21 protein-coding genes are annotated in these 26,907 nt (G+C 67.1%); 8 read left to right on the top strand and 13 right to left on the bottom strand.

Annotation, left to right across the window (positions count from 1 at the left end; translation table 11 throughout):
* Nucleotides 1-341 precede the first annotated feature (341 nt).
* The 3 genes from AB7O82_RS19830 to AB7O82_RS19840 form a co-directional block, all read right to left on the bottom strand.
* Nucleotides 342-527 carry a hypothetical protein gene (locus tag AB7O82_RS19830; protein ID WP_428539047.1) on the bottom strand — a complete coding sequence of 62 codons (186 nt, stop codon included), beginning with the start codon at nt 525-527 and terminating at the stop codon, nt 342-344.
* Nucleotides 528-640: 113 nt separating this feature from the next.
* Nucleotides 641-1,069, bottom strand: a complete 429-nt coding sequence (locus AB7O82_RS19835; RefSeq protein WP_428539045.1) for a type II 3-dehydroquinate dehydratase — start codon at nt 1,067-1,069, stop codon at nt 641-643.
* Nucleotides 1,066-1,494: a nuclear transport factor 2 family protein gene (locus tag AB7O82_RS19840; RefSeq protein ID WP_428539043.1), complete on the bottom strand. Its 429-nt coding sequence runs from the start codon at nt 1,492-1,494 to the stop codon at nt 1,066-1,068. Before AB7O82_RS19840 ends, AB7O82_RS19835 begins: the two co-directional genes overlap by 4 nt.
* Nucleotides 1,495-1,673: 179 nt before the next feature.
* Here AB7O82_RS19840 and araD point away from each other — a divergent pair, with 179 nt between their 5' ends.
* From araD to AB7O82_RS19855, 3 genes are all read left to right on the top strand, one after another.
* Entirely contained in the window at nt 1,674-3,416 is a 1,743-nt protein-coding gene (gene araD / locus AB7O82_RS19845; protein ID WP_428539041.1) for an L-arabinonate dehydratase, read from the top strand.
* 7 nt (nt 3,417-3,423) lie between these two features.
* Nucleotides 3,424-4,689 (top strand): 3-phosphoshikimate 1-carboxyvinyltransferase, encoded by a 1,266-nt coding sequence (locus AB7O82_RS19850; protein ID WP_428539039.1) that lies wholly within the window; start codon nt 3,424-3,426, stop codon nt 4,687-4,689.
* A gap of 182 nt (nt 4,690-4,871) precedes the next feature.
* Nucleotides 4,872-5,588, top strand: a complete 717-nt coding sequence (locus AB7O82_RS19855) for a ribonuclease activity regulator RraA (protein ID WP_428539037.1) — start codon at nt 4,872-4,874, stop codon at nt 5,586-5,588.
* A gap of 35 nt (nt 5,589-5,623) precedes the next feature.
* On the opposite strand, the gene AB7O82_RS19860 is transcribed toward AB7O82_RS19855, so the two are convergent.
* From AB7O82_RS19860 to AB7O82_RS19900, 9 genes are all read right to left on the bottom strand, one after another.
* Complete coding sequence (locus tag AB7O82_RS19860) at nt 5,624-6,241, bottom strand: MFS transporter (RefSeq protein WP_428539035.1); 618 nt, start codon at nt 6,239-6,241, stop codon at nt 5,624-5,626.
* A gap of 282 nt (nt 6,242-6,523) precedes the next feature.
* On the bottom strand, nt 6,524-6,922 hold the full coding sequence (gene hpxZ, locus AB7O82_RS19865) for an oxalurate catabolism protein HpxZ (protein WP_428539033.1): 399 nt from the start codon (nt 6,920-6,922) through the stop codon (nt 6,524-6,526).
* A 14-nt stretch (nt 6,923-6,936) separates the two neighbouring features.
* Nucleotides 6,937-8,319 carry an AtzE family amidohydrolase gene (locus AB7O82_RS19870; RefSeq protein WP_428539031.1) on the bottom strand — a complete coding sequence of 461 codons (1,383 nt, stop codon included), beginning with the start codon at nt 8,317-8,319 and terminating at the stop codon, nt 6,937-6,939.
* The gene (locus tag AB7O82_RS19875; RefSeq protein ID WP_428539026.1) at nt 8,316-8,504 is read right to left on the bottom strand and encodes a DUF4089 domain-containing protein; all 189 of its coding nucleotides are present in this window, start codon (nt 8,502-8,504) and stop codon (nt 8,316-8,318) included. The genes AB7O82_RS19870 and AB7O82_RS19875 overlap by 4 nt, the downstream gene beginning before the upstream one ends.
* A 211-nt stretch (nt 8,505-8,715) precedes the next feature.
* Nucleotides 8,716-9,672: an oligopeptide/dipeptide ABC transporter ATP-binding protein gene (locus AB7O82_RS19880; RefSeq protein ID WP_428539024.1), complete on the bottom strand. Its 957-nt coding sequence runs from the start codon at nt 9,670-9,672 to the stop codon at nt 8,716-8,718.
* Nucleotides 9,669-10,637 (bottom strand): ABC transporter ATP-binding protein, encoded by a 969-nt coding sequence (locus AB7O82_RS19885; protein WP_428539022.1) that lies wholly within the window; start codon nt 10,635-10,637, stop codon nt 9,669-9,671. The genes AB7O82_RS19880 and AB7O82_RS19885 overlap by 4 nt, the downstream gene beginning before the upstream one ends.
* Nucleotides 10,634-11,479, bottom strand: a complete 846-nt coding sequence (locus AB7O82_RS19890) for an ABC transporter permease (RefSeq protein ID WP_428539020.1) — start codon at nt 11,477-11,479, stop codon at nt 10,634-10,636. The genes AB7O82_RS19885 and AB7O82_RS19890 overlap by 4 nt, the downstream gene beginning before the upstream one ends.
* Nucleotides 11,480-11,585: 106 nt before the next feature.
* Nucleotides 11,586-12,599 (bottom strand): ABC transporter permease, encoded by a 1,014-nt coding sequence (locus AB7O82_RS19895; protein WP_428539018.1) that lies wholly within the window; start codon nt 12,597-12,599, stop codon nt 11,586-11,588.
* Between the two features lie 210 nt (nt 12,600-12,809).
* On the bottom strand, nt 12,810-14,411 hold the full coding sequence (locus tag AB7O82_RS19900; RefSeq protein WP_428539016.1) for an ABC transporter substrate-binding protein: 1,602 nt from the start codon (nt 14,409-14,411) through the stop codon (nt 12,810-12,812).
* A 110-nt stretch (nt 14,412-14,521) separates the two neighbouring features.
* On the opposite strand from AB7O82_RS19900, the gene atzF reads away from it, so the two are divergent.
* The 5 genes from atzF to AB7O82_RS19925 all read left to right on the top strand — a co-directional run bounded on the left by atzF (nt 14,522) and on the right by AB7O82_RS19925 (nt 18,821).
* A complete protein-coding gene (gene atzF / locus AB7O82_RS19905) occupies nt 14,522-16,297 on the top strand; it encodes an allophanate hydrolase (protein ID WP_428539014.1) in 1,776 nt (591 codons plus the stop codon).
* Nucleotides 16,298-16,767: 470 nt separating this feature from the next.
* Nucleotides 16,768-17,262 carry a TRAP transporter substrate-binding protein gene (locus AB7O82_RS19910; RefSeq protein WP_428619989.1) on the top strand — a complete coding sequence of 165 codons (495 nt, stop codon included), beginning with the start codon at nt 16,768-16,770 and terminating at the stop codon, nt 17,260-17,262.
* Between the two features lie 184 nt (nt 17,263-17,446).
* Complete coding sequence (locus tag AB7O82_RS19915; protein WP_428539012.1) at nt 17,447-17,716, top strand: hypothetical protein; 270 nt, start codon at nt 17,447-17,449, stop codon at nt 17,714-17,716.
* Nucleotides 17,674-17,892, top strand: coding sequence for a TRAP transporter large permease subunit (locus AB7O82_RS19920; RefSeq protein WP_428539010.1), 219 nt, complete (start codon nt 17,674-17,676; stop codon nt 17,890-17,892). The genes AB7O82_RS19915 and AB7O82_RS19920 overlap by 43 nt, the downstream gene beginning before the upstream one ends.
* A 179-nt stretch (nt 17,893-18,071) precedes the next feature.
* Nucleotides 18,072-18,821 (top strand): SDR family oxidoreductase, encoded by a 750-nt coding sequence (locus tag AB7O82_RS19925; RefSeq protein ID WP_428539008.1) that lies wholly within the window; start codon nt 18,072-18,074, stop codon nt 18,819-18,821.
* 185 nt (nt 18,822-19,006) lie between these two features.
* Here the strand turns inward: AB7O82_RS19925 and AB7O82_RS19930 are convergent, their stop codons facing one another.
* Nucleotides 19,007-26,254 carry a choice-of-anchor I family protein gene (locus AB7O82_RS19930; RefSeq protein WP_428539006.1) on the bottom strand — a complete coding sequence of 2,416 codons (7,248 nt, stop codon included), beginning with the start codon at nt 26,252-26,254 and terminating at the stop codon, nt 19,007-19,009.
* Between the last annotated feature and the right edge of the window lie 653 nt (nt 26,255-26,907).

Raw genomic sequence — 26,907 nt, forward strand, 5'->3', positions numbered from 1 at the left:
CTGTCCGGCAAATGGCCGCGCGCCTGCGTGAACCCCTCGGTGCTGGAGAAGTCGAACCTGGTGCGCTGGCAGCCCTTCTCGATGGAACGAGGCCCGGGGAACTGAGGGCTCGATGCCGCCTCGCCGGAGAGGTGGTCATGGCTGAGAGCGCGCCACTCCGACGGCGCTCTTCTCATCCCTCAGCTTTGCTGGGGAGTGGACACCTATCATCTCCCTCCCCCGTCATCGGGCAGGGCATTCGCGAATGCCCGATGACGGGGGAGGAGAAGAGGGCGGCATCGGAGTGGCGCGCTCCCAGCGATGGGATCGTCACCCCTTCGTCCAGGTCCAACCAAATTGGACTACAGCCCTTTCGTCCTCAGCAGTCGATCGCGGATGGCGAGCTCGCAGAGGGCGAGGCTCTCGAACGGGCCGAGCACGACCTTGCCGCCATCGTCGACGGCATACCAGCCGGTCTGGGTTACGTTGTAGTCTTGGAGGTCGTCCGTATGCACGTCGACCGCCATGAGATCCTTCGGCTCGGCCATAGGCTGGACTCTCCCGGAGGCGACACGCCTGGAAACCATGTAGTCGGCGGCTTGGACGCCATCAAGGCCTGGCGGTCGCTGATCCATTGCCTCTCACCGATGAAGTCACGCACTCAGCCCTTCGCCCGGTCCCTGAGACCGCGCAACGCGAGCGCGTAGCCCGCGACGCCGAAGCCGGTGACCGTACCCAGGCAACCCGTCGCCACGTCGGACGCGGTGCCGCGCCGCGCCGGGTTGGAGATGTGGACCTCGATCGTGGGGAAACCCACGTTGCCGATCGCCGCGACCAGCGCCGGATAGCCGCGCGTAAAGCCGGCAGGATTGATGATCGCGCCGGCGATGCCTTCGTCGTGCGCGGCGTAGAGGCGGTTGATGACCTCGCCCTCGATGTTGGAATGGAAAATCTCGGCTTCGACGCCGAGCTCCCCGGCAACGGCGCGAATCTTGGCGTCGTACTCCGGCAGCGTCATCGGGCCGAAGATCTCGACCTGGGACTTGCCGCGCATGTTCATGCCGGCGCCGTGGATCACCAGGATCTTCATGGCACTGGGCTCTCCTGGTAGAGCACGCTCCACCATTTGCCGCCGCGACGCACGTACGTGTTGGCCGACATCACCTTGTACGTCGTCGCCTTGCCGCCCTTGACGCCGCTCGAGTAAGTGACGCGATAGAGCAGGGTCACCACGTCGGGCGTCCACACCTTGATCTCGCCCGCCGAGTCGTAGGTGATGCTGTCGAGCCGGAAGTCGGGCATGAACTTCAGGAACTGGGTCTTGTCGTAGCGGCTGCCGTCGCCGAAGATCTGCAGGCCGTCATCGGCCATGTAGTCCTTCATGCCGGCGATGTTCTTGTCCTTGACGTACTGCCAGCTCTCCTTCTCCAGGGCCATCAGGGTCTTGAGCAGCGCCGCCGCATCGGCCGTTTGAGCCATCGCTCCGGAGGACCAGACCGCCAAGCCGGCGGCCATGGCAAACAGGACCCCTCTTCGCGCAATCACTCGTCTTCCTGCAATCATCCTCCCACCCTCGCTTCACTCGTTCAAACCCGATGACCCGCACGACGTGATCGCGCATGATGCGGCGACACGCACAGCACCACTACCATACCCGCAACGGCCCGGGCGATGGCCGCCTCAGAGGAAAACGAATGCCCGCTGCCAAGAGAAAGACCGCCGCCGAGCTGCGCAGCGCCCGCTGGTTCGCGCCCGACGATCTGCGCGCCTTCGGCCATCGCTCGCGGGCCATGCAGATGGGCTACGCGCCGGAGGACTGGGTCGGCCGGCCGGTGATCGCCATCCTCAACACCTGGTCGGAAGCCCAGCCCTGCCACATGCACTTCAAGAGCCGGGTCGACGACGTCAAGCGCGGTATCCTGCAGGCCGGCGGCTTCCCGATGGAGCTGCCGGCGCTGTCGCTGTCGGAGAGCTTCCTCAAGCCGACAACCATGCTCTACCGCAACCTGCTCGCCATGGACGCCGAGGAGCTTTTGCGCGGGCATCCCGTGGATGGCGTGGTGCTGATGGGCGGCTGCGACAAGACCACCCCTGCCCTGCTGCTCGGCGCCATCAGCGCCAATCTGCCGGCGATCTACCTGCCGGCCGGACCGATGCTGCGTGGCAACTGGAAGGGCAAGGTGCTGGGTTCGGGCTCCGATGCCTGGAAGTACTGGGACGAACGCCGCGCCGGCAAGATCTCCGCTTCCGACTGGGTCGACGTCGAGGCGGGCATCGCCCGCAGCTACGGCACCTGCATGACCATGGGCACGGCCGCGACCATGATGGCGATGGCGGAGACGCTGGGCATGAGCCTGCCCGGCGCTTCGTCGATCCCGGCAGCCGACGCCAACCACATCCGCATGGCCTCCGAGAGCGGCCGGCGCATCGTCGACATGGTGTGGGAGGATCTGACGCCGACCCTTATCCTGACTCGCGAAGCCTTCCTCAACGCCATCACAGTGGCGATGGCGGTCGGCTGCTCCACGAATGCAATCATCCATCTGATCGCGCTGGCGCGCCGCGCCGGCCAGGATGTCGGCCTCGATGATTTCGAGCGCGCCAGCCGCAAGGTGCCGGTGATCGCCAACATCCGCCCCAGCGGCGATAAGTACCTGATGGAGGACTTCTTCTATGCCGGCGGCCTGCCGGCCCTGATGGCACAGATCGAAGGACATCTGCATCGCGATGCACTGACCGTGACCGGCAAGACGCTGGGCGAGAACATCAAGGGCGCCGAGACCTACAACCCCGACGTCATCCGGCCGGTCGACAACCCGATCTATGCCGAAGGCGCGCTCGCCGTGCTGCGCGGCAACCTGGCGCCGGACGGCTGCGTCATCAAGCCCAGCGCCTGCGAGCCGCGCTTCCTGAAGCATACCGGCCCGGCGCTGGTGTTCGACGATTATCCTTCGATGAAGGCGACGATCGATCGCGACGATCTCGATGTCACGGCCGACCACGTGCTGATCCTGCGCAATGCCGGCCCGCAAGGCGGCCCCGGCATGCCCGAATGGGGCATGCTGCCGATCCCGAAGAAACTCGTGCAGCAGGGCGTGCGCGACATGGTCCGCATCTCCGATGCGCGCATGAGCGGCACCAGCTACGGCGCCTGCATCCTCCATGTCTCGCCCGAATCCTACATCGGCGGGCCGCTCGCCCTGGTGCGTACCGGCGACATGATCTCGCTCGACGTCGACAAGCGCACCCTCCACATGAACGTGTCGGAGGAAGGGCTCGCGAGGCGCCGCGCCGCGTGGAAGAAGCCCGAGCCGCGCTACGAGCGCGGCTATGGCTGGATGTTCACCCGCCACATCAAGCAGGCCAACGAAGGCTGCGACTTCGATTTCCTCGAAACCGGCTTCGGCGCCCCGGTGGCCGAGCCGTCGATCTACTGACACCCACATGCTGCCCGACCTGATCGAGATCGTTCCGCCTCGTCGACGAAGGGAGACGACCGTCGTCCTGCCAGGCTCCAAGAGCATAACCAATCGCGCCCTGATCCTGGCTGCGCTGGCGACCAGGTCGGTCATGCTGCGCGGCGCGCTGTGGAGCGAGGACACGCAGGCGATGGTGGAATGCCTGGAGCGGCTGGGCTTTCCCAGTCGGGTCGAACCCGATCCGGCCGAACCGGCCAACCGCACGATCACGATCGAGGGACGCGGCGGGACGATTCCCAACGCCGGAACACCCGGGCACCCCTTGGAGCTCTTCGTCGAGAATGCCGGCACGGCGGCGCGTTTCCTGCCGCCGATGCTGTGCCTCGGACACGGCAGCTACCGGGTGAGCGGCATCGCCCGCATGCACGAGCGCCCGCAGGCAGCCCTGATCGGCGCCCTGCGCCAGCTCGGGTATCGCATCGACACGCCCAACGACCGCCTGCCGGCGATCGTTCACGGCACCGGCCCGCGACCGGGTGCGGCCTGCACCGTCAGCGTCGCCGAAAGCTCGCAATTCGCCTCGGCCCTGCTGCTCAGCGCCCGCATCGGCAGCTGGCAGGTCGCCATCACCGGGGCCAACGAGGACGAACTGCCCTACGTCGACATGACGCGGCGCCTGATCGAGGAGTTTCCCTGGGGCGGTGGCACCTACGATATCGAGGCCGACGCCTCGGGCGCGAGCTACTTCTGGGGAGCGGATTGGCTGCTGCGCGACGACGGCAGCCACGTCACCGTCGAGCCGACGCCGCGCAGCGGCATGCAGGCCGATCAGAAGTTCCTCGAACTCGTCGCCCAGGCTTCGTGGCGCCCGAGCTACTCGCGCCGCACCGACCTCGCGGACAGCATCATGACCGCGATCGTGCTCGCGCCGTTCGCTTCAACGGCCACGCAGTTCACCGATCTCGGCCGCCTGCGGGTGCAGGAATGCGAGCGCGTGAAGGCGCTGCATACCGAGCTCGCCAAGTGCGGCGCCCGAGTGGAGGAGAGCGGCGATACGCTGGTCATCCGGCCGGGCGCCCTGCACGGCGCCGAGATCGAGACCTACAACGATCACCGCGTCGCCATGTGCTTCGGCATGCTGGGCCTGCGCGTGCCAGGCATGCGCTTGCGCCGGCCCGCCTGCGTGCGCAAGACCTTTCCCAATTTCTTCGCCAAGCTCGGCGAGCTCGGCGCCGTGATCAGGGATCCGGCGAGCGGCGCGGCTCTCTCCGGCGACGCCCTGCTGGCCTAGAGCGAGATTTTCTTAGGTCGAAGCACCGCCACAGGCCGCGTCCCGAAGGGCGGGCCAAAGTACGTCTGTTGCCGACCCTTCGAGACGCCACGCTCCGCGTGGCTCCTCAGGGTGAGGCCACTCTTTGGTCCCTCGACCGAAGAAGATCATGCTCTAAGAAGGAAGCCGAGAGGAAATCCATCATGACGCTGAAGCCCCAGACCCGCGACAAGCTGCGCACCGTCAGCACGCCCACGGTGGCGACGGCGCTATTCAAGCGCGGCTTTCGCAATCAGGCGATCCAGGGCGTGCATCCGCTGTCGCACGTCGGACCCTCCATGGTCGGGCCCGCCTACACGCTGCGCTACATGCCGGCGCGCGAGGATCTCAACAGGCTGGAGGTGTTCCGCGATCGCGGTCATCCGCAGCGCAAGGCGATCGAGGATTGCCCGCCCGGCGCCGTGCTGGTGATGGACAGCCGCAAGGATGCGCGCGCGGCCTCGGCTGGCTCGATCCTGGTGACGCGGCTTATGAAGCGCGGCGTCGCCGGCGTGGTGACCGACGGCGGCTTTCGCGATTCGGCCGACATCGCCCGGCTGGGCTTCCCGGCCTACCATCAGCGGCCGAGCGCGCCGACCAACCTCACCCTGCACCAGGCGATCGACATCAACGTGCCGATCGGCTGCGGCGACGCCCCGGTGTTTCCCGGCGACATCATCCTGGGCGACAACGACGGCGTCATCGTCATCCCGGCCAGCCTGGCCGACGAGATCGCCGAGGAGGCGGTCGAGATGACGGCGTACGAGGACTATGTCGCCGAGCAGGTCACCAGCGGACAGGGCATCTACGGCCTCTACCCGCCGACCAACGAACAGTCGCTGAAGGATTTCGCCGCCTGGCGGAAGCTCAACGGACGGTGATTGCTCCTCCCCAGCTCCGCTGGGGAGGCGCATGATCATCCTCCCCGATCGATCTCCTCGAGGTTCATGCCGGTGGTCTCGATGCGGTACCGCCAGGTCACCCAGGCGCCCAGCAGCGATGTCGCGACCAGCAGCGCCAGCAGCGGGCCGGTGCCGGCCGCCGAGAGCAGCACCGGGAAAACGAACGCCGTCAGCACGGCTCCGATCTTGGCGAAGGAGGCGGCGAAGCCTGCGCCCTTGCCGCGGATACGGGTCGGGAAGACCTCGCCGGCCAGCAGGTAGGTCTGGGCGTTCGGGCCCACGTTGGTCATGAAGTTGAACACCATGAAGCCGGTGAACAGCAGGATCGTGCGGACTGGCTCGTCGGCATAGGGCGATGCGGCGGCGAGCGCCAACCCCACCGCACAGCCGAGGAAGCCCAGAACCTGCAGCCGGATGCGCCCGAAGCGATCGGCCATCACGACCGCAGCGAGAACGCCTATGATCAGCAGGGCGTCGATCACCGCCGCGCCCCGTGCCGCGCTCGCATCGAGGGCGATGGTCGCGCCGATGCCGTGCCCGGCTGTCGTCTCGTGGCCGGCCGTTCGCGCCAGTATGGTGGGCGTGAACAGGCCAATGCCGTAGGTGCCGAGGTCCTGCAGGAACCAGGGCACCGAAGCCAGGACAGTGGCGCGACGGGACCGGCCGGTGAACTCTGGTCTATGTATGCTTGAACGGTTTTCGGCTGATACGACGTCTCGACGGACTGTTCTCGCTCGTTGGTCATGAACCCTCGCCCACCCGGGGGGAGTCTTAGAGCACTATCGCTACGAACTGAATCGCGATCAGCGCGGCTTGCGCCCCATCATGAGGGGCCTTCCGGACCGCGAGCGTCTCGCTCGCTCATGAAACATGAGGGAGCGAGACGCTCGCGGTCCGGAAGACCATGGCCTCTTTCACACCTTCATCGGCGTCGCTTCGCCCAGCAGGGAGACGTGGGCGGCGACGATGCGCCAGCCGTCGGGTGTGCGCATCCAGGTGTGGCTCTGCCGGCCGGTTCGGTTGCCGCCATGGCGGCGGAACTCGCAATTGGCCGTCCCGAAATCGCGACCGTAGGTGACGATCCACAGCTTCAGGAGATCGCGATTGACCACGAACCCCGGATCCCGGCCGGCGCGAAAGGCTGCGATCTGGTCATGGCCGTAGAGCTGCTCGCCGACGCCGTAGCGCAGCGTATGCGGGCTCCTCCAGAACAGCTCGTCGAGCACGGCGACGTCGTTGCTGTTCAAGGCCCTCTCGTAGCGCTCGAAGGCGGCCGTCACCTCGGCCACCACCTCGGGGACGTTGATCTCCATGGCGCTCGTCTCCGTCACGCCGGCGGGGCGCTCGCCACGCCCTGCTTCTCGAGCGCCCGCGCGACGCGCAGCGCCGCTGCCTCTTGATAGTGGTTGGCGATGATCTGGACGCCGATCGGCAGGCCGCCCGGACGCTGCAGCGGCGCCACTACAACGGGTAGACCGATGAACGAGATCGGCTGGGTGAACAGGCCGAGATTGGCCCGCACCGGGAGCTCGACGCCGCCCAGTTTCATCATCACCTGGCCGAGCTTCGGCGCCGTGCAGGGCGTCGCCGGCGCCAGGATGATGTCGACCTCGCCGAACAGTTTCTGGACGTTGGTGCGATAGCGCCGCCGGAAGCGTTGTGCCTTGACGTACCACGAGCCCGGCAGCAACGCGCCCGCCATGAAGCGTTCGCGCGTGTCGGGATCGAAATCCTGCGGCCGCGACTTCAGCCGCGGCAGGTGAAGCTGGCCGCCCTCGATCGCGGTGATGACGTAGGCGGCAGAGCGCGCTGCCGCGGCCTCGGGAATCGCAATCTTCCTCGTCGCGCCGAGCGCCTTGGCCACCGTCGCCACCGCCTCCAGGGCTTCGGGCTGCGCGCCGCGCTCGAAGTAGTCGCCAGCAATGGCGATGCGCAGACCGTTGATTCCCTCGAGCAGGGCCGGGACCGTCGGTTCGGCCGGCCGGTCGGTGCACACCGGATCGTCGGGATCCCAGCCTTGCATGGCGTCGAACGACAGCGCGAGGTCGTCGACCGAGCGCGCGATCGGGCCGAGATGATCGAAGGCGTCGACGAAAGGATAGGAGCCGGCGCGGCTCAGGCGCCCATAGGTCGGCTTCAACCCGAACAGCCCGCACAGGGACGACGGCACGCGGATCGAGCCGTTGGTGTCCGAGCCGAGCGCGATCGGCACCTCGCCCGCCGCCACGGCGGCGCCTGAGCCCCCCGACGAACCGCCCGTCATGCGCGAGGGATCGCGCGGATTGCGCGACGGGCCGTAATGCGCGTTCTCGCCGGTGAAGTCGTAGGCGTACTCGCCCATGTTGAGGCCGCCGACCAGAATGGCGCCGGCCGCCTCGAGCTTGCGCACCAGCGAGCCGTCGCGCGCCGCGATCGGCCCGTCATTGTTGATCTTCGAGCCGGCGCGCGTCGGCAGGCCCTTGATGTCGAACAGATTCTTGACCGCGAACGGCACGCCGAGCATCGGCCCACGATGCAGGCCGCGATCGATCTCCACCGCCCGGATGCGAGCGCGCTCGGCAACGATGTCGGTGAAGGCGTTGACGGTGGGCTCGGTAGCCGCGATTCGCGCCAGGGTGGCGTCGATCACGGCGAGCGCCTTCGCCTTGCCCGACATCACGGCAGCGGCGATCTCGGTCGCCGTCGCCTGCTTCGACAGGGGATCGGTCATGGACGGAAGACCGGAGCTGGCGTCAGCTCGTCGTCGAGGTCGATCTCGAGCAACGGCTGTGCGATGGCGAGCGAGCGCTCGTAATTGACGATCACGTTGGCGCGATACTGATCGGCGATGGGCAGGCCCAAGGCCTTGGCCGCCTCGTCGACCAGGCGACTGATATCCGGCTTGTCGTCAGCCATGTTGCCAATTCCTTCCTGTGAAAGTTGCGCCGGGCGCGCGCCACTCCGGGGCGCTCATGCGCTACTTGGGGCCCGCGGGCGCCCCGCCCGCTCGTGGTTCGTGCGCGGGGGGGACGCCCGCGGTCCCCATGAAGCGCCACGGAGTGGCACGCTCCCGGCCATGAGCTTCTCTTGCGCAACGGGGATTTTCACAAGCGCCCAGCAGGGTCTCCTATGCGAAGTGGCAGGCAACCTGCCTTGCCGGACCCACCGTGCGCAAGACCGGCATGTCGGAGGAGCAGCGCGGCTCGCCCTTGGGGCAGCGACCATAGAAGCGGCACACCGTCGGATCGGGATCGATCGGGCTGCGCGGCTCGCCGCTGAGGCGCAAGCGGCCGACCCTCTTGTCGGGCTCGGCCTGTGGGATCGCCGAGATCAGCGCCCGTGTATAGGGATGCCGGGGGTCGGCGAAGATCTCGGCCGCCGGTCCCTGCTCGACGATCTTGCCGAGGTACATTACCACCACGCGATCGCACAGCAGGCGCACGACGTTGAGATCGTGACTGACGAACAGATAGCTCATGCCGAGCTCCTGCTTGAGCTGCTGCAGGAGCTGCAGAATGACCACCTGCACCGAAACGTCGAGCGCAGCGGTGGGCTCGTCGAGAATCAGAAGCTCGGGCTCGACCGCGATCGCGCGCGCGATGCCGACACGCGCCTTCTGGCCACCCGAGAGCTGATGCGGAAAGCGGGTCAGCAGGTCGCGCGGCAGGCCGGTCATGTCGGCGAGCCTGTCGACGCGCTGACGCAGCGCGGCGCCCGACATCTTTCTCAGGCGGCGCAGCGGATCGCCGATGGCGTCGGCGGCCGTGTACCGCGGATTGAGGGAGTCTCCGGCATCCTGGAACACCATCTGGATGCGCTTGCGGTTGGGATTGCCGGCGAAGTCCCGCGCCTTCATGTCGGCAAGCTCGGTGCGCGCCAGCCGAATGCTGCCGGACGTAGGATCGAGCAGCCGGTTGATCAGGCGCACCAGGGTGGACTTGCCGCAGCCCGATTCGCCCACCAGGCCGACCGTCTCGCCGCGCCCAATGGTGAACGTCACCTCGTCGACGGCATGGAGCAGGCGCTTGTTGCCGACCGGGAATCGCTTGACCAGCTCGGCGACGTCGAGCAGCGCCTCGGTCATAGCGGATTCCAGCAGGCGACCATGTGGCGATCGCCGAGCTCGCGACGCGGCAACGGCCGGGCGCATTCGTCGAGGCGACGGTCACAGCGGTCGCTGTAGCGACAGGCCGGCAGATCGCTCCGCCGCAGGTCCGGCAGGCCTCCCGGAATGGAGGCCAGGTCGGCGAGCGACGCCGTCTCGTGCGGCGTCGCCGCCAGCAGCTTCGCCGAATAGGGATGGCGGGGATGGCCGAACAGCTCGCGGCCAGGCGCCGTTTCGACGATGTGGCCGGCATGCATGACGACGATGCGATCGCAGTACTCGGCCGCCAACGCCAGATCGTGGGTGATGAAGACGGTCGCCATGCCGGACTCGTGCGCGAGCTCGCCGATCAGGTCCATGATGACGGCCTGGGTCGTGACGTCGAGACCGGTGGTCGGCTCGTCGGCGATCAGCAGGGCCGGCCGGCAGGAAAGCGCAATGGCGATCATGATGCGCTGGCACATGCCGCCCGACAGCTCGAACGGATAGGCCTCGGCGCGCCGGTCGGGGTCGGGGATACGCACCTTCTTCAGCATCTCGACGGCAGCGCGCGGCGCCTCGGTCGACGTCGCGCCGCCATGGCGCACCAGCACGTCGGCGATCTGCTGGCCGACCCGGCGAATCGGGTTCAGCGCCGTGCGCGGGTTCTGGAAGATCATGGACAGTTCGCGCCCGCGTTGCTCGGCGAGATCGCGCTCGCTCATCGCCAACAGGTCGGAGCCACCGAACATCGCCCGGCCGGCGGTAACCCGCCCAGCCGGGTCGAGGATGCCCATGACGGCGAAGGCCGTGACGGACTTTCCCGACCCCGACTCGCCCACGAGGGCGATCGTCTCGCCCTTGTCGACCTCGAACTCTACCTTCTCCAGCACCTTGACCGTGCCCGAGCGGGTGCGGAACTCGACCGACAGATCCTCGACGGCGAGCGCCGGAATCGCCGTCATGTCCGCTGCCTCGGGTCGATGATGTCGCGCAAGCCGTCGCCCAGCAGGTTGAAGCAGAACACCGCCAGCATGAGGGCAGCACCTGGGAACAGCGCAATCCACCATTCGCCGCTCTGGATGAAGTTGGCGCCCTCGGCGACCATGATGCCCCATTCGGCATCCGGCGGCCGCACGCCGAGCCCGATGAAGGACAGGCCGGCGGCGTTCAGGATGGCGTAGCCCATGGTGAGCGACATCTGCACCATCATGATGGGCATGATGTTGGGCAGCACATGGCCCAGTAGGACCTGCGCCTCGCCATTGCCCGACAGGCGGGCGGCCTCGACGAAACCCGCCTCGCGCCGCACATTAGCTTCGGCGCGGGCGACCCGGGCGTAGAGCGGGAAGTTGATGATCGCCGTGGCGATCACGATGTTGATCACCTTGTTGCCGAGGGCGGCGACGATGCCCATGGCCAGCACGAACAGCGGGAACGCCATGATGGTGTCGGCGAGGCGGCCGACGACGCGATCCGTCCAGCCGCCGAAGTAGCCCGCCGCCACGCCCGACAGGGCGCCCAGCAGGAAAGCCAGCACGACCGAGGCGAAGGCGATGGAAAGATCGAGCCGCGTCGCCACCAGCACGCGGCTGAAGATGTCGCGCCCGAGTTGATCGGTGCCGAACCAGTGCGCCGCCGACGGCGGCTTCAGCGCCATCGCGGCATTGCTCTGCAATGGGTTGTAGGGCGCCACCAACGGCCCGAATATGGCCGCGAACAGGAACAGGGCGAACAGTCCGAAGGCGAGGCCGGTGACCGGATTCTCCGACAGCACGTAGCGGGCGTGGCGCAGCAGAGGGATCATTGCTGGGGACGCGCCTCTTCCGGACCGCGGGCGTCTCGCCCGCTCATGAGAAGAGCGGCCGAGACGCCCGCGGTCCGGAAGACCATGAGGTTTGCTTCATCCATCATCAGCTGTCCAGGCGCACGCGCGGGTCGACCAGCCCGTACAGGCAATCGATCGCGAGGTTCAGCGCGACGTAGAGCAGCGCCATGGTGAGGACGAAGCCCTGGACCGGCGCGTAGTCCGAGGTGATCAGCGCATTCACGGCATAGAGGCCGATGCCCGGCCAGGCGAATACCGTCTCGACCAGCACGTTGGCGCCGAGCAGGAAGGAGAAGACCATGCCGAGGGTCGTGATGACCGGCAGCACGGCGTTGCGGAAGGCGTAGGTGAACACGACGGTCCGCGGCGCCAGCCCGCTCGCCCGCGCGGTGCGGATGAAGTCGCTGCCCAGCACCGAGAGCATCGAGCCGCGGGTCATGCGGGCGAGCGGTGCGAGGGAGAAGATCGCCATCGAGATCGCCGGCAGCGCCAGCTGTCGGAGCGCGCCCCAGAACGTCTCCACGTTGCCGGTGAGGGCGGAGTCTATGAGGTAGAACCCGGTAATGTGTTCTGGTGGCGAAAGGAAGACATCGAGCCGTCCGGTCGGCGCCGGCGCGATCTGCAGCAGGTAGTAGAAGACGTAGGCGAACAGCAGGCCGGTGAAGAACACCGGCAGCGACACGCCGGCCGTGGTGACGATGCGGCAAAGGTGATCGATCCAAGTGTCCTGCTTGACCGCGGCCAGCACGCCGAGCGGGATGGCGATGCAGACGGCGAGGATCAGGGCAGCGAGCGTGAGCTCGCCCGACGCAGGCAGGCGAGTGGCGATCTCGGTCACGACAGGTTGGCCGGTGCTAAGGGAACTGCCGAGATTGCCATGCAGCAGATCGGATATGTAGGCGACGAACTGCTCCGGCAAAGACTTGTCGAGCCCGAGCTTGGTGCGGATCTCGGCAATCGCCTGGGGGCTTGCCGCCAGCCCGGCGAAGTAGGCCGCCGGATCACCCGGCAGCAGGCGGGTCAGCATGAAGGTGACGATGACGACCCCGATCAGGCTCGGCACCGCCGTCGCCAGCCGCGACAGCAGCATCTTCAGCATGGGCGGCAATGTCCATGTACCACCCCCGTCAGACGGGGGAGGTGGCCCGAAGGGCCGGAGGGGGAAAGCCCCAGACCAGGTTCTTCCGATGCCGACGTCGGAATTTCATGAGCCTCGACTGAGGCATTCCCCCTCCGCTTCGTATGACGGGGCACCTCCCTCGTATGACGGGGGAGGCGAGCACAGGGCGCGCCCGCACAGTCCACCCTTTCACCCCTTCACGAGCTGACGGTAGTCGAGCTGGCGATGGAACCAGTAGCGGTAGCCGGTGATGTTCTTCTGCATCGCCACGTTCAAGAGCGGCTGGTAGATCGGCACGCGCGGCACTTCCTCGAAGGCCATGTCGATGAAGCCCTTCACCGCCGCCTCGTACTCCGGTCCGGTGGTGAAGCGCGCCTTGTCGATCAGCGCATCCATCGCCGGGTTCTTGTAGCCCATCGTGTTGAACACGGCGTTCTGGCCGTGATAGCACCAGTAGAAGAAGTACTCGGGATAATTCAGCCAGCCGCCGAAGGCGTTGGTGATCATCGGCATGTTCTTCTTCAGGAGCTCGCCGCGCCAATTGGCGCCCGGGACCTTGTTGATCGTCGCCTTGATGCCGATCTGTGCCAGACTTTCCTGGATCAGCACGGTGAGCGGCTCGTTGGTGCTGGCAAGGCCGAGATCGAACGACAGGGTCGTCGCGAAGCCGCTGCCGTGCCCTGCCTCGGCCATCAGCGCCTTCGCCTTGGCGATATCGGTCTTGTAGCCGTCCTTCTGCGGCCAGTAGACGCCCTTGAACTTGTTGTCGGCCCCGCCGAACAGCGGGATCGCCTGGCCGAACAGTACCGCGTCCATGATCTGCTGGTAGGGCAGCGCCCACGCCACCGCCTGGCGCACCTTGACGTTGTCGAACGGCTTCTGGTTGACGTTCATGCCGAGATACATCATTGCGTTCTCGATCGGCGTGCCGATCACGGTGAGCTTCGGCGAGCTCCTGAGCTCGGAGAAGTCCTTGGACGGCAGGTCGAACGACAGGTCTGCGTCGCCGCGCTCGAGCAGCGCCCGCCGGTTTCCCGCCGACGGGATGATGCGCATGATGATGCGCCTGACCTTGGGCAGCGGGCCGTTCTTCCAGTCGTCGTTGCGGGCATAGACGACCTCCTGGCCGGGCTGCCAGCGCTCGACCTTGTAGGCGCCGCCCGAGGCATGGTTGTTCTTGCACCATTCCATCGCCCACGGGTCGGCGGCGGTTGCATGCTTCTTGCACAGCTCCGAATTCATGATCACCGGCACCGGCACGCCGATGTCGGGCAGGGTGAGCTTGTCGGCGCGGATGAAGTCGACCCGGAAGGTGTGGTCGTCGACCACCACGAACTGGTCGGACTTCTCGAGCGATCCTGCCTTCATCTGGAATGTCGGGAAGCCGCCGACCGTGACGGCACGGTCGAACGACCATTTGACGTCCTTGGCCGTGATCGGCGTGCCGTCGTGGAACTTGGCGTCACGGCGCAGCTTGAACGTCGCCGAGGTCGGCGTGACGTTCCATTCGGTCGCCAGCTCGGGCTCGAGCTTCGTGTAGTCGTAGTGGTCGTTGCCGTTGGCGTCCTTCTTGACGCCATAGGTGATCAACCGGTCATGGGTGTTCCACGACACCTCGTATGCGGGGCGATTGGCACCGACGCCATGGATGTCCATCGAGTTGGGCGGGCTTTCGCCGACGATCAGCAAGGTCTCGTTGCGGGCCTGTGCCTTCGCCGACGACCAGATCGCCGGCGCGGCCGTCGCCGCAGCTCCGGCGGCAGTGGTCTTGATGAAGCTACGACGTTTCATTCCAGTCCCCTTGGTTCCCAGACTCCCCTGCCGTCGAAGGCAAGGACCGTGCCAAACGGCGGGCGCGAGAGAGAGCTGATTTCGGAGGCCCGCTTGTCTACAAGCACGCCATGACCCTGCTTCTCGACCTTGGCCTCCACGCCCTGCGCAGCGCCTACCGGGCTGGCACGCTCGACGTCACCCGCACGATCGAGGAGGTCCTGAAACGCATCGCCGCCGCGAGCGACGACAAGGTCTGGATCGCCCGCGTCACGGATGCCGCGCTGCGCGACGCGGCGCGGTGGCTCGACGCGCGCAGAAGCGATCTCGAGCACCTGCCGCTTTATGGCGTGCCGTTCGCCGTGAAGGACAATATCGATGTGGCGGGCCTGCCGACCACGGCCGCCTGCCCCGGCTTCGCCTACGACGCCGGCGAGTCGGCCGAGACCGTGCAGCGTCTGGTCGATGCCGGCGCCATCGTTGTCGGCAAGACCAACCTCGATCAATTCGCCACCGGCCTGGTCGGCGTTCGTTCGCCCTACGGCGTGCCGCGCAATCCGTTCGATCCCTCGTTCGTGCCCGGCGGGTCGAGCTCGGGATCGGCGGTCGCCGTCGCCGCCGGGCTGGTGAGCTTTTCGCTCGGCACCGACACCGCGGGTTCGGGCCGCGTCCCGGCAGGTTTCAACAACATCGTCGGCCTGAAGCCCACTCCCGGGTTGATCAGTACGTCGGGCGTCGTACCGGCCTGCAAGTCGCTCGACTGCGTCTCGGTCTTCGCGCTGTCCTGCGCCGATGCCGATGTCGTGCTGAACGTCCTGGCCGAGCCGCAGGCCTGTTCGGGCATCGGCCAGAATTTCCGCTTCGGCGTGCTGCGCGCCCGCGATGCCGAGTTCTTCGGCGACGAGGCCTATGCCGTGCTCTACTCGCAGGCGATTGCGCACCTCGAAGCGATGGGCGGCACATCGGTCCAGTTCGACTACGCCCCCTTTCGGGAGGCGGCGCAGCTTCTCTATGGTGGTCCGTGGGTCGCCGAGCGCACGGCCGCGGTCGGCGCCTTCATCGAGGCTGCGGGCGAGGGTGCGGAGGTCTGGCCGGTCACCCGCGATATCGTGCTGGGCGGCCGCGACTACAGCGCGGTCGACGCTTTCGAGGGGCAGTACGAGCTCGCCGAGTTGAAGGCGCGCGCCCAGGCCGAGATGGCCGGCCTCGATTTCCTCGTCCTGCCGACGACCGGCACGATCTATCGTGTCGCCGATCTCGAGCGCGAGCCGGTGCTGTTCAACAGCCATCTCGGGCACTACACCAATTTCGTGAATTTCTTCAGCCTGTCGGCATTGGCCCTGCCCTCGGGCTTCCGCCCTGATGGCATGCCCTTCGGCATCACCCTGGTCGGCCGCTCGCACGCCGAGCGCGCGCTGCTCGCTTTCGGCGCCCGTTGGCAGCGGGCCGTGCCACTGCCGCTCGGCAAGACGACCAGCCAGCTGCCACCACCGGGCGACGATCCCGTGATTACGGAGGACCGAGTGTCGATCGCCGTTGTCGGGGCGCACATGAGCGGCCTGCCGCTCAACGGCCAGCTTGCCGAGCTGGGCGGCCGGCTCGAGCAGTCGGGCCGCACGGCGCCCGCCTATCGTTTCTACGCCCTCCCCGGCGGACCGCCCGAACGTCCCGGCCTGGTGCGGGTCACCGCGGGCGGCGCAACCATCGAGCTCGAGGTGTGGAGCCTCCCGGCATCCGCAGTGGGCGCGTTCCTGCGCACCATCCCGGCACCCTTGGGCCTCGGCTCGATCGCCCTGGCGGATGGCTCGACCGTGACGGGCTTTCTCTGCGAGGGTCACGCCACGCAAGGCGCGCGCGACATCTCCGAGTTTGGCAGCTGGCGACGCTATCTCGAAAGTCTCGCCTGACCTTCCACGCGGGGCCCGAGGCTCACATAGGACACATCTCGAATCCCTTCCCCGCAATCGGGGGAGGTGCCGCCCCGGATTGTGCAACCGGATAGATCGCTGACACTTTGGACCGGATACATGGTTGACACTCAATCATGCGGTTTGGCTCGGCTGATGGCGTCGAACCAGGCCTTTACTTGCTGCGCTGTTCCTTTGTTCGGCCCCCTGCGGAGCCCGTTCCTTCGTCCCGGCCCGCGCGCTGCGCTTGCCGGCGCGCGCAGCGGCCGTCAAGGACGCGCCCCTCTTGGGGCGCGCCCGCCAGGGCCTGTCCTTGACGGTCGCGAGCAGCTGGCAAGCTTGGGCCAGCCGGGAGACGCCGAGCGCTCGAGCCGGCGCTTGACGGGGTTGATGAAGCCGAGCTCGGTGGCGCCATAGCTCACCCGCCAGTTGCCATCGTCGGTTCGCTCGATTCCGACCAGCTCGCCAAGCTGCAGGCCTTCGGGGCCGTGCCGACCATGGTGACGGCACCGGAGGGCTATCAGGCGCTCGAGCGCGGGACAATCGACAGCTTCGGCTTCCCCTACACCTTCGCCTTCGGCGCCTACAACCTCTGCGAGGTGTCGAAGTTCGTCACCGAGGGGCTGGCGATGAGCGGCTTCATGCGCTGGGAGGGCGTCAGCCTGACGGCGTGGAACAAGCTGCCCGACGACCTCAAGGCCAAGCTGCCGATGGCCCAGGCGGCGGCACGCGAGGCGCTGTTCAAGGCGTTCGCCAAGGACGACGCCAAGTGGCTGCCGATCTTCAAGGAGAAGCTGGAAATCACCCAGTTCCCCGACGCCGCGCGCAACAAGCTCATCGCGGCCTCCGAGCCGATATGGCAGGCGTGGGCCAAGGAGCAGGTCTCCGCCGGCCGGCCGGGCGCTGAGCTGCTGAACTTCATCAAAGCCGAGGTCGCCAAGGCCAAGTCCAAGCCCAACAACTAGCCCGGCCGCGTCCCGACATGCTGGAGTTGGCGGTCCTCGCCCTCGTCGTCGTGGCTCTCATGGCCGCGGCGACGTGGGTGGCCGATTCGGTCTACGGCTTCAGCGCACCCATCCCCGGCCATCTCGAAGGCTCCGAGCTCCTGATGCCGATCATCGTCTTCCTGGGCCTGCCATACATGTCGGCATGGATCTCTTCCTCGATACCCTGCCGGTGCGCGCCCGGCGCCGCGCCACCATGGGCACCCTGCTGACCAGCATCTTCATCTACGCCGTCCTCGCCTGGTTCGGCGCCAAGAGCGCCTATCAGCCGTGGCTGTTCGACGACGTCACCATGTCGCCACCCCACCTCAAGACCTGGCCGGCCGGCGCGGCGATCACGCTCGGTTCAAGCAGCTCGGCATCGATCCCATCGTGTTCGGCATCCTCGTGGTGCGCATGGTCGAGATCGGGCTGATGACGCCGCCGGTGGGCCTGAACGTCTACATCCTGAAGGGCGTCGCCAAGGACGTCAGCATGGGCGACATCTTCCGCGGCTGTGGCTGGTTCGTCGCGGTCGACATCATCAACGTCGCCATTCTCGTGGCTTTCCCCCAGAACATCCTGCTGGTCCCACACACGATGATGAAATAACCGGCGCGCGTGGCTGCGCTTCGGGCTCGCGCACCCGAGATGCCAGGTCCGTCGTCCAACGGCGCCCACTTGTCGTCCCTCCGCGCTGCCTGGTGGCGTCTGCCCAATGCACCTCCGCCATCGCGCCACTTCAACCGGCGGGCGTCGGTCTGCTAGGGTCGGCCGTCCAGGAGGAACGCATGTCAAAGATCGCAATCGTAACCGGCGCAGGCAGCGGCATTGGCCGTGCCTCGGCGCTTGCCCTGCTCCATGTCGGCTACAAGGTCGCCCTCGCCGGCCGCCGCAAGGAGGCGCTGGAGGAGACGGCCAAGCTCGCCGGCAACAACACACCGAACGCATTGGCGGTGCCGACCGACGTCACCAAGCGCGACGACATCGTGGCGCTGTTCGCCAAAGTGAAGGCGACCTGGGGCCGGCTCGACTTGCTGTTCAACAATGCCGGCGGCGGCGCTCCGCCGGTGCCGCTCGAGGAGCTGCCCTACGAGACCTGGCTCTCGGTGGTCTCCGCCAACTTGACCGGCCCGTTCCTGTGCACCCAGGAAGCCATGAAGATCATGAAGGACCAGAAGCCACGCGGCGGGCGGATCATCAACAACGGCTCGATCTCGGCCCATGCGCCGCGGCCGTTCTCGGTCGCCTACACCTCGACCAAGCACGCCATCACCGGTCTCACCAAGTCGACCTCGCTCGACGGCCGCGCCTACGACATCGCCTGCGGCCAGATCGACATCGGCAACGCCGTGACGCCGATGACCGAGCGCATGACCAAGGGCGTGCTGCAGCCCAACGGCACCACCGTGCCCGAGCCGCGCATGGACGTGAAGGCCGTGGCCGACGCCATCGTCTACATGGACAGCCTGCCGCTGGACGCCAACGTCCAGTTCATGACCGTGATGGCGACCAAGATGCCGTTCGTCGGCCGGGGGTGATATATTCTCCTCCCCAGCGAAGCTGGGGACATACGGCGACGGAGGGGTCATGCTCCTCCGGACCGCGGGCGTCCCGCCCGCTCATGATGAGCGGACGGGACGCCCGCGGTCCGCATGACCCTTGACCCTTCCGTCGGCGCAGACGCCGACACCTCCCCAGCGAAGCTGGGGAGGAAATGATCTCCCTACACCGACAGGCTGTCCTGCACCCTGATGCCGATGACGACGTCCTGGAAGTCGTTATCGCCGGCGGGATTGGCCTGGTCCTCGAAGCCGAGCTGCATCTCCAGGCCGCCCGGCGCGACGCCTGACAGGACCTGCACAGCGTCGTTCGGGTTGAGCGTGGCGATCGAATGGAAGATCGACGCGCTGCCGAGGTTGCCCAGAGAGGCGCTGTGCAGAACCGGCGGCACGCCGGTGTCGAGGTCGGCGGACGTCGTCGTGCCGGGCGTCACGAACGACAGGTTGTCGGGCAGGTCGCCGTAAGTCGTGGCCCCGTTCTGGATCAGGAAGAAGCCGATGCGCGCGCCGTCGGCCGGCGTGCCGAGGTCGATCGTGCGGGCCGCCGCCGGCACGTCGAGCGTATCGGCGAACAGCACATGGACGTCGCCGATCGTGCCGTCGACCGCCACCTCGTACCAGCCGAGCGTGTTGTGGAACGCCGAGACCGCCGACCTGAGCTCCAGCGTGAACTTCGCCGCGCCGTCGCCGACCAGGAACGGCTCGTTGGTGACGCCGTTGATCTTGGCCGTGTCGATCCGCACGCCCTCCGCCAGGGTCGGCAGGAAGGGCTCGAAGCTCACGATCGTGTGGGCATTCGCGCCGGTGCCGCGGGCGACCGTCATGAACTCGCCCTGGCTGAAGTCGCCGTTCACCTCGAAGGCGGTGCCATCCACCACGATGTCCGTCGAGCCGGCGCCCTTGGTGAAGGTGAAGTGGTCGCGCGACAGGTGCGACCCGGTGATGTCGATCGCGTCCTCGAGACCGAACCCCGCCACGACGTCGCCCTCCAGATTGCCGAGCGTGTCGCGAAGGATGTCTGCGCCGGCGCCAAGATCGATGCTGTCGGCGCCCAGGTCACCCGTCACCGTGTCGTTGCCCGCGCCGGCCTGCAACGTGTCGTCGCCTGCCGTGCCGTTCACCGCGTTGTCGCCCGGATCGTTGCCGCCCGTCGTGATGCCCTGGAAAACCGCGTCGTCGCGGACGTTGAGGTTCTCGATGCGCATGTCCTGCGCCTCGGTCGTATCGGCCGCGTTGAAGGCCTTGTCTGCCGTGCCGAAGAACGTCGACAGGTAGTGCCCGAACGCCACCTGCTCGCCCATGGCGTTGGCCGGCGTGTTGGCCGCCAGGGTGAAGTCGAGCGCCTCGTCCACCGGCGCCGACAGCGTGTTGTCGGTCAGCACGAAGCGGAAATTCTCGCCATTCGCCTTGATGGGATAGCCGTCGCCGCCATTGGCGGTGAAACTGGTCGACGACACAGTGATCCTGGCCGGCGCATCGGCCAGCACGACCCCGTTCTCCACCACGCGGGCGATGACGTTGCCCAGATCGTCGATCAGCGAGAGGCTGAGGATGCGGGCGCCGGCCGCCAGGTCAGGATCGTAGGAGAACCGGATGCCACCGACCTGCCCGAAGCGGCCCTGGTTGGCACCTGCGGCGACGCCGTGCTCGAGGATCGCCTTCAGGCCCGCCGCCGAGGTGTCGAACACCATCAGCTTGTTGTCGAAGCGCAGCGCGTTCTCGACGTCGAGCCGCGAGACGCCGCCGGCCGGCTTGCCGGCGTCGGGGTTGGCGATCGGCGCGATCTTGTCGCCCTCGTCGTCGACGCTGCCGATCTGGGCGCGAATGCCGCCGCCGTTGCGCAGGCCGACGATGAACTGGCCGTTCGCGGCGCTGCCCAGGATTTCCTTCAGGGCCTGGATGCCGCTGTCGGCCGCCAGGTTGCCGAGATTGGTCTCCTGCGAGCGGATGAAGGCCCGCTCGCCCTCGAGATAGACGTCGGTGAAGCCGAAAACGGTGCCATCCTTGGCGGCGATCACGCTGTCGACCGCCTGGGTGATGTCGCGCACCGCGTCGCCCTTGGTGCCGTCGGCGAATGCCGTCGTCTCCAGTTGCGAGTCGCCCACCCCCCACGCCTCGGCGACATTGGCCTTGGTCGAGGCGTAGGCGCCGTTGACGGCCACGTTCTCCGTCAGGGTGTCGAGGATGATCTCGCCGTTGGCATCGAACCCGACGACCAGGCGGCCGAGATAGGTGTACTCGCCATCGGTGTTGACGATCAGGGTCGTCTTGCCGTCGGTACCCTGGGTGACGATCGGATAGGTATCGGCGAAGGTCGCCTCGTGGCCCGGGAAGGTCACCGCCTGATCGTCGGCGTCGCCCAGCCGGGTGTTCGAGCCGGCCGACAGGATGATGTCGACGCCGTGCAGCTTGGTCGCCAGGAGCTGCTCGTTCTGAATCTGCTGCAGGTGCGACATCAGCACGATCTTGTTGATGCCCTCGGCGATCAGCTCGTCGATGATCGGCTGGATCTGCGCCGCCAGCAGATCCATGTTGTCGGTCTCGCCATTGGCGCCCGGACCGGTCGGGAAGCCCTTGACCTCGGTGCCGTTGGGCGAGGAGATCGATTCGATCAGCTGGGTGGTGACGCCGATCAGGCCGATCTTCTCACCGCCCTCGGTCACGACCGCCGACGGCGCGATGCGACCCTTGAGCGTACTGACTTCGGGGACCAGGGTCGTCGTGCCGCCATCCAGCGTGTTGGTGAAGCGCGGGTTGAGGGCGGCGTCACCCGAGAAGTCGAGGTTGGACGACAGGTAGGGGAACTGCGTCCCGACCCACGCACCCGACGGTGAGAAGGCGTCACGGAACGCCGTCGAGCCGAGATCGAACTCGTGGTTGCCGATGGTCGAGGCCTCGACACCGATCGCGTTGTGGATTGCAATGTCGGGACGGCCGGGTGCCGTGGCGCCGATGATCGCGCTGAGCGACGGGTCGGCGCCGGCATTGATGAACGGGCCGGGCAGGAAGTTGTCGCCGCCCGCCAGGATGAGCGTGTTGGCGTAGTCGTCGTCGAAGGCATCGACCAGCGCCGCCATCAGCGGTGCCGTGTCGCCCGCCAGCAGGCCCGCCTCGCCGTCGGAGAAGTGCAGGAGCTGCAGGACGAACGCCGGCGCGGCTTCGAGCTCGAACACGGAGATGGAGTTGCTGACCTCGTTGCTGGCCACCAGCAGGTCTCGGCCAGTGGGCGAATCGGCCGCCGGGATGATCAGCACGCCCTCGGGGCTGATGTCGCCGGCATGTTGCGCGGCGCCGGCATAGGACACCTGGTTGGGATCGGTGATGTCGAAGGCCAGCGTGATGTTCGAGCGCTCCAGCGCGACGAAGGCGAAGGTCCTGCCGCCGACCGAGCCGACGGTCAGGCCCTCCGGCTCTGGCCCCTTGTTGTCGCTGCGTGTGTCGTCCCACAACGACGGGAACTGCTCGGCGATGATGTGCTCGATGACGTCGCCGCTGTCGAACACGCGGTTGCCCGCGCTGTCGACGATCGAGAAGGAGTGCGCGCCGTAGGCCAGGATCTGGTCGATGTCGCCCCGCAGGCCCGGCGCGTTGGACACGACGAGGCGGCCGAGCTCGGCCTGGGTCTTGAGCTCCGCTTCGTTCGGGAACGTCGCGCTGTCGAGGTCGTAGGAGCTGGAGCCGACGCGGACCGTCTCGTCGGGGTCGAGGAAATCGTCGCGATCATCGCCCTCGTTGGCCATGACATAGAACGTCTGGCCGCCGACTTGGTAATTGGCGACGGCGTCCGGCATGTAGAGGCCGAAGATCGGCGCATCGGAGACGAGGTTGATCGCCGCCGTGCCGCGCGCGCCGTCGCGGTCGCTGACGTCGAGCTGGAGGCCGAACCAGTCCTTCAGGCCGAGCGGGACGATGTCGACGAAGGTGCTGCTGGCGATGTCGAGGATGGCGACCGCATTGGCCTCCTGCAGCGTCACCATGGCCCTGGTGCCGTCCGGCGAGACCGAGATGTACTCGGGCTCGACGTCCTGCGAGACCGTCTTGCCGGCAAAGATGCGCACGCCCTCGGCGCGCAGCGCCGCCTCCTGGCCGTTGAAGCCGGAGAAGGCAGCCGTCTGGACGGTGGCGTTGGCAACGCCGTTGCTGATGTCGATGATGCTGACCGAGCCGTCCGGATCGGCACCCGACGCCGCGACCTCGCCTTCGTTGGCGACCAGGATCTTCTTGCCGTCCGGCGTGAAGGTCACCATGTCGGGGAGCGCACCGACATCGACCGACCCCAGCAGCGAATGATCGGCAGCGTTCAGGAAGATCACCTTGCCGGGCAACGTCTTGTCGGCTGCCGGCAGGGCCACCGCCACGATCCCTCCCTTCACCGCCACGCTGGTCACGTCCTTGGTGGCGAAGCCCAGGGTCGTGAAATCGACCGTCGCGATCAGCGTCGGGTTCGATGGATTCGCCAGGTCGACGACCTGCAGGCCGGCGTTCGAGGTCGTGAACAGCCGGTCGGAACCGGGATCGAAGGCCGAGATTTCGGCGCCAGCCAGCCCGAGTGAGCCCACGAAGGTGATGCCGAGCGTACCGGACGCGGTGGTCGACCACGGGGCGGACATGTCGATGCTGGCGATCAGCGCATCGTGGTCGCTCGCCTGGTTGGCGAACTCCGCATTGATGTGGACGTTGTCGTAGTGCGCACCGGCGCGGGCGGCGGTGCTGGCGTACATCTGGTCGAGCGACTGCGCGTTGCCGTCGAACACGTAGTCGAAGCGCTGGTTGACCGGCAGCGTCTCGGACATCGCATGCAGCACTTCCGCGCCGCCGATGGAGAACTCCGGCAGGGTGTCGGCGTCGGGCCCGTCCAGGTAGGTTGCGTGCCCCGAGAGAACCTGCATCGGCTCCTCGAACTCGAACTCGTTGAGGTCGCCGGAGACCACGACCCTGGCGTTCGGGTTCGCCGCCAACAGCGAATCGACGTAGCTGTTCACCGCCTGGGCCTGCGCGGCGCGCGCCGTCTCGGCGCCGTTGAGCGGCGGCTGGGTTCCCATCAGGGCGCCGCTGCCGCCCTTGGAGGAGAAGTGGTTGTTGACGACCGTGACGGTCTGGCCGTTGAAGGTGAAGTCGGCGACCAGCGGCAGCCGGGAGTCGAAGAACGGATGGCCCGCCGCGTTGTTCGCGCCGACGGCCGTCGTCGGCGCCCCGTTGGCGTCGAGGGTACGCAGTGACGATTCGACCAGGTCGACGCCGCGATCGACCCGGTAGAGGAAGGCCACCCGGATGTTGCCCCCGGGCTCGCCGCCGTTCAGGTCGTCGCCGATGAACGGGCTGTCCTGGAAGGCGTACTGCACCGTGCCGCCGGACGCGGCGTTGATGGCGTCGACCAGCATCTGCGAGGTGGTCGAGGCCGACGTCACCGCATCGTTGGTCGCGCCGTTGTTGTCCTGCACCTCCTGCAGCGCCAGGATGTCCGGCGCCTTGAGACTGTCGACGATCTGCTGCGCCAGGGCATTGAACTTCGGCGCGCCGTCGCTCGGATCGAGGTTCTCGACGTTGTAGTTGGCGATGGTCAGGCGGCTGGCGCCGCCGACAAGGCTCGTGACCTCGGGCGCGAGCGTGCTCGCCGCCGTCACGGTATAGGCCGCCGTCGGCAGGACCTCGTAGTTGCCGAAGCTGTAGCTCACCACGCCCGTGACATCGCTGAGCTTGGCGCCGACGCTGACCGACGGCGTCGTGAAACCCGCCAGGAGTCCGCCGTCGTCGTCGATCTGGATGCGCTCGGGATTGAAGTCGCCGCCCACGGTGTTGGTGTTGCCGAACGACGATGCGCCGCCCGAGATGCCAACGCCGCCGCGGGCGGTCAGGCTGTTGGTGTTCAGCCCGTTGGCGGCGTTGTCGTCGTTGTCGACGATCGTAAAGATCTCGCCGAAACTGTTGGTCGGGCTGACCGACACCGGCGTCTTCAGATCGACCAACATGCCTTCGAGGCTTTCGAAGAAATCGATGCCGTCGTTGACCGGATCGAACGTGGTCAGGCCGTCATCGTCCAGGTTGGCAGTCGGCGGCGAGCGGCCAGCCGAACCGCCGAGCTGGGTGGCAACGATGGTCGGGCCTGCCCCCTTGTCGTCGACCGTCGGACTCGTGATTTGGGTGATCGAAAGGCTGCCCGGCGCCGCGCCCGAAACGGTGAACTCGCTCACCGTGCCGGTGACCTCGACCAGGCGACCTACGGTCACCGTCGGCGTGCCGCTCGTGAAGACGAAGATGCCGTCCGACGTTGCGATGTTTCCGTCGCCCGCGGCGTCCTGGATGTAGAAGCCGTTGCCGTCGACGCCGGTGACGACGCCGCTGGTCGTCACACTCTTGCCGACGAAGGGCGAGACGTGACCGGGACCCTGGATGTCGTAGATCGCCGTGGTCGGCGCCGCCGCGGCGACGGTGAAGTCGAGCGCGTCCTGGGCGATGCCGGCGAAATCGTTGCCGGCCTTGTCCTCGATGGCGCCGGCCGCGACGATCACGTCATAGGCCTTGCCATTGGCGAGATTGGTGGCGAGGTCGATGGTGATTTGGGTGCCGCTCGCCGTCACCGTGCCGTCGGGTTCGCTGGTACCTACCGTGATGACGCGCACGTCGCCGGCGTCGTCGGTGACCGTGACGTCGCCGCTGCCGAGCGCCACGGGCTCGTCGAAGGTGAGCACGATGTCGGCCGATGCGGCGACGTTGGTCGCGTTGTCGGCCGGGCTGGACGACAGCAGCGCCGGCGCGGCCGTGTCCGTGCCGCCGGTGAAGACGGCGCTCGACACGTCTATGTCGTCGATGCCGATCCATTCGTCGCTGCCGACGGCGTTGGTCGTGATGATGCGGACCTCGACCTGGGCCTGATTATTGGCGGCGGCCGGCAGGGTGACGTCGATCGCCGTTACCTGCGTCGCCGTACTGGCGGTCGTCGCGTCGGCGATGTAGCCGCCGGGCACATTCGTCCACACGCCGGACGAGCCGACCCGGTACTGCACGGCGAGCTGCTGCTGCGCGTCGTCGGCCGACGCATCGAGATCGCGGACGTTGAACTGGACGCGGATGTCCTGGCGATTGGTTGCATCGAGATAGAGGATCAGCGAGGGCGCATCGCCGGTGCCCGATCCGTTCAAGGCGACGGAGGGATTGGCGATGCCGTCGAACTCGGCGACGCCGCCGCTGGTCAGCGTTGTGGGATTGACTTGGTTGGCGATGACGTCGACCGCGCCCGGGCCGGAGGCGGTCAGGGTGCGAGGATCGACACCGGTCGCAGCCGTCACGTCGTCGCCGAGATAGCCCACAATGCTCGGCACGCCCGGCCAATCGTCGTTGGCCGTGATCTGGCCGGCATTGCTCCAGCTTTGAACGAGGCTACCAGAGGCGAGCGAGTGATACGTGGCCGACATTGACAATCCTCCGCGATTGGCGCGCGTCGTTCGGCCGGCGTCGCAAGGCGGTGCCGTGCCAAACCAGACGCGAGACGGTCTCAAGGCAAAACGGCGGGCGACATCACCCGCGTGGGCTTCCCTTAGCGACCGATCTTTGCGATTCGATTTCAGAGGATGCGCAGGGCGCCGCTACGCTGCCGCCAATCGCGGATTACTTGTGCGAAACGCCGGAAGAGTCTTGCAGCTGTCGCGTAACCGTAAACGACTGTTCAAATGGATTGTGCGCTCATGCAATCGTGGCATCACGCAAACAAAAAGGCCCCGGCGATTGCCAGAGCCCTTTGTCTTCGATCAGAGGCGATCATGCTCTTCTGGACGGCGTGACGTCCCGCCCGCTCGTGGGCATCATCGTTGCGGGAAGAGTGCCTCATGCGCCGCGAGCGCGCCACTCCTGTGGCGCTCTTCTCATTGATCACACATCCCATGAGCACCACAGGAGTGGCGCGCTCCCGGCGACGACCTTCCCTTCACTTGACACCCAACGGCGCCGCGAGCCCGAGTCTCCTGCTCAGTAGCCTTCGTCGTGGAGATTGAGCAGCGGGAAGGCGCTGTGCACGCCGGGGAGATTGGTCGGCAGGGCGGGCGCGATGTAGCTCTTGTCGAGCTGATCG

This window comes from Reyranella sp., assembly GCF_050185545.1.
GTDB lineage: Bacteria > Pseudomonadota > Alphaproteobacteria > Reyranellales > Reyranellaceae > Reyranella.

Excerpts from the sequence above, each read along its gene's own strand:
- AB7O82_RS19830 (WP_428539047.1), bottom strand. The coding sequence starts at position 527 with ATGGCCGAGCCGAAGGATCTCATGGCGGTCGACGTGCATACGGACGAC.
- AB7O82_RS19835 (WP_428539045.1), bottom strand. The coding sequence starts at position 1,069 with ATGAAGATCCTGGTGATCCACGGCGCCGGCATGAACATGCGCGGCAAG.
- AB7O82_RS19840 (WP_428539043.1), bottom strand. The coding sequence starts at position 1,494 with ATGGCCGCCGGCTTGGCGGTCTGGTCCTCCGGAGCGATGGCTCAAACG.
- araD (WP_428539041.1), top strand. The coding sequence starts at position 1,674 with ATGCCCGCTGCCAAGAGAAAGACCGCCGCCGAGCTGCGCAGCGCCCGC.
- AB7O82_RS19850 (WP_428539039.1), top strand. The coding sequence starts at position 3,424 with ATGCTGCCCGACCTGATCGAGATCGTTCCGCCTCGTCGACGAAGGGAG.
- AB7O82_RS19855 (WP_428539037.1), top strand. The coding sequence starts at position 4,872 with ATGACGCTGAAGCCCCAGACCCGCGACAAGCTGCGCACCGTCAGCACG.
- hpxZ (WP_428539033.1), bottom strand. The coding sequence starts at position 6,922 with ATGGAGATCAACGTCCCCGAGGTGGTGGCCGAGGTGACGGCCGCCTTC.
- AB7O82_RS19870 (WP_428539031.1), bottom strand. The coding sequence starts at position 8,319 with ATGACCGATCCCCTGTCGAAGCAGGCGACGGCGACCGAGATCGCCGCT.
- AB7O82_RS19875 (WP_428539026.1), bottom strand. The coding sequence starts at position 8,504 with ATGGCTGACGACAAGCCGGATATCAGTCGCCTGGTCGACGAGGCGGCC.
- AB7O82_RS19880 (WP_428539024.1), bottom strand. The coding sequence starts at position 9,672 with ATGACCGAGGCGCTGCTCGACGTCGCCGAGCTGGTCAAGCGATTCCCG.
- AB7O82_RS19885 (WP_428539022.1), bottom strand. The coding sequence starts at position 10,637 with ATGACGGCGATTCCGGCGCTCGCCGTCGAGGATCTGTCGGTCGAGTTC.
- AB7O82_RS19890 (WP_428539020.1), bottom strand. The coding sequence starts at position 11,479 with ATGATCCCTCTGCTGCGCCACGCCCGCTACGTGCTGTCGGAGAATCCG.
- AB7O82_RS19895 (WP_428539018.1), bottom strand. The coding sequence starts at position 12,599 with ATGCTGAAGATGCTGCTGTCGCGGCTGGCGACGGCGGTGCCGAGCCTG.
- AB7O82_RS19900 (WP_428539016.1), bottom strand. The coding sequence starts at position 14,411 with ATGAAACGTCGTAGCTTCATCAAGACCACTGCCGCCGGAGCTGCGGCG.
- atzF (WP_428539014.1), top strand. The coding sequence starts at position 14,522 with ATGACCCTGCTTCTCGACCTTGGCCTCCACGCCCTGCGCAGCGCCTAC.
- AB7O82_RS19915 (WP_428539012.1), top strand. The coding sequence starts at position 17,447 with ATGGATCTCTTCCTCGATACCCTGCCGGTGCGCGCCCGGCGCCGCGCC.
- AB7O82_RS19925 (WP_428539008.1), top strand. The coding sequence starts at position 18,072 with ATGTCAAAGATCGCAATCGTAACCGGCGCAGGCAGCGGCATTGGCCGT.
- AB7O82_RS19930 (WP_428539006.1), bottom strand. The coding sequence starts at position 26,254 with ATGTCGGCCACGTATCACTCGCTCGCCTCTGGTAGCCTCGTTCAAAGC.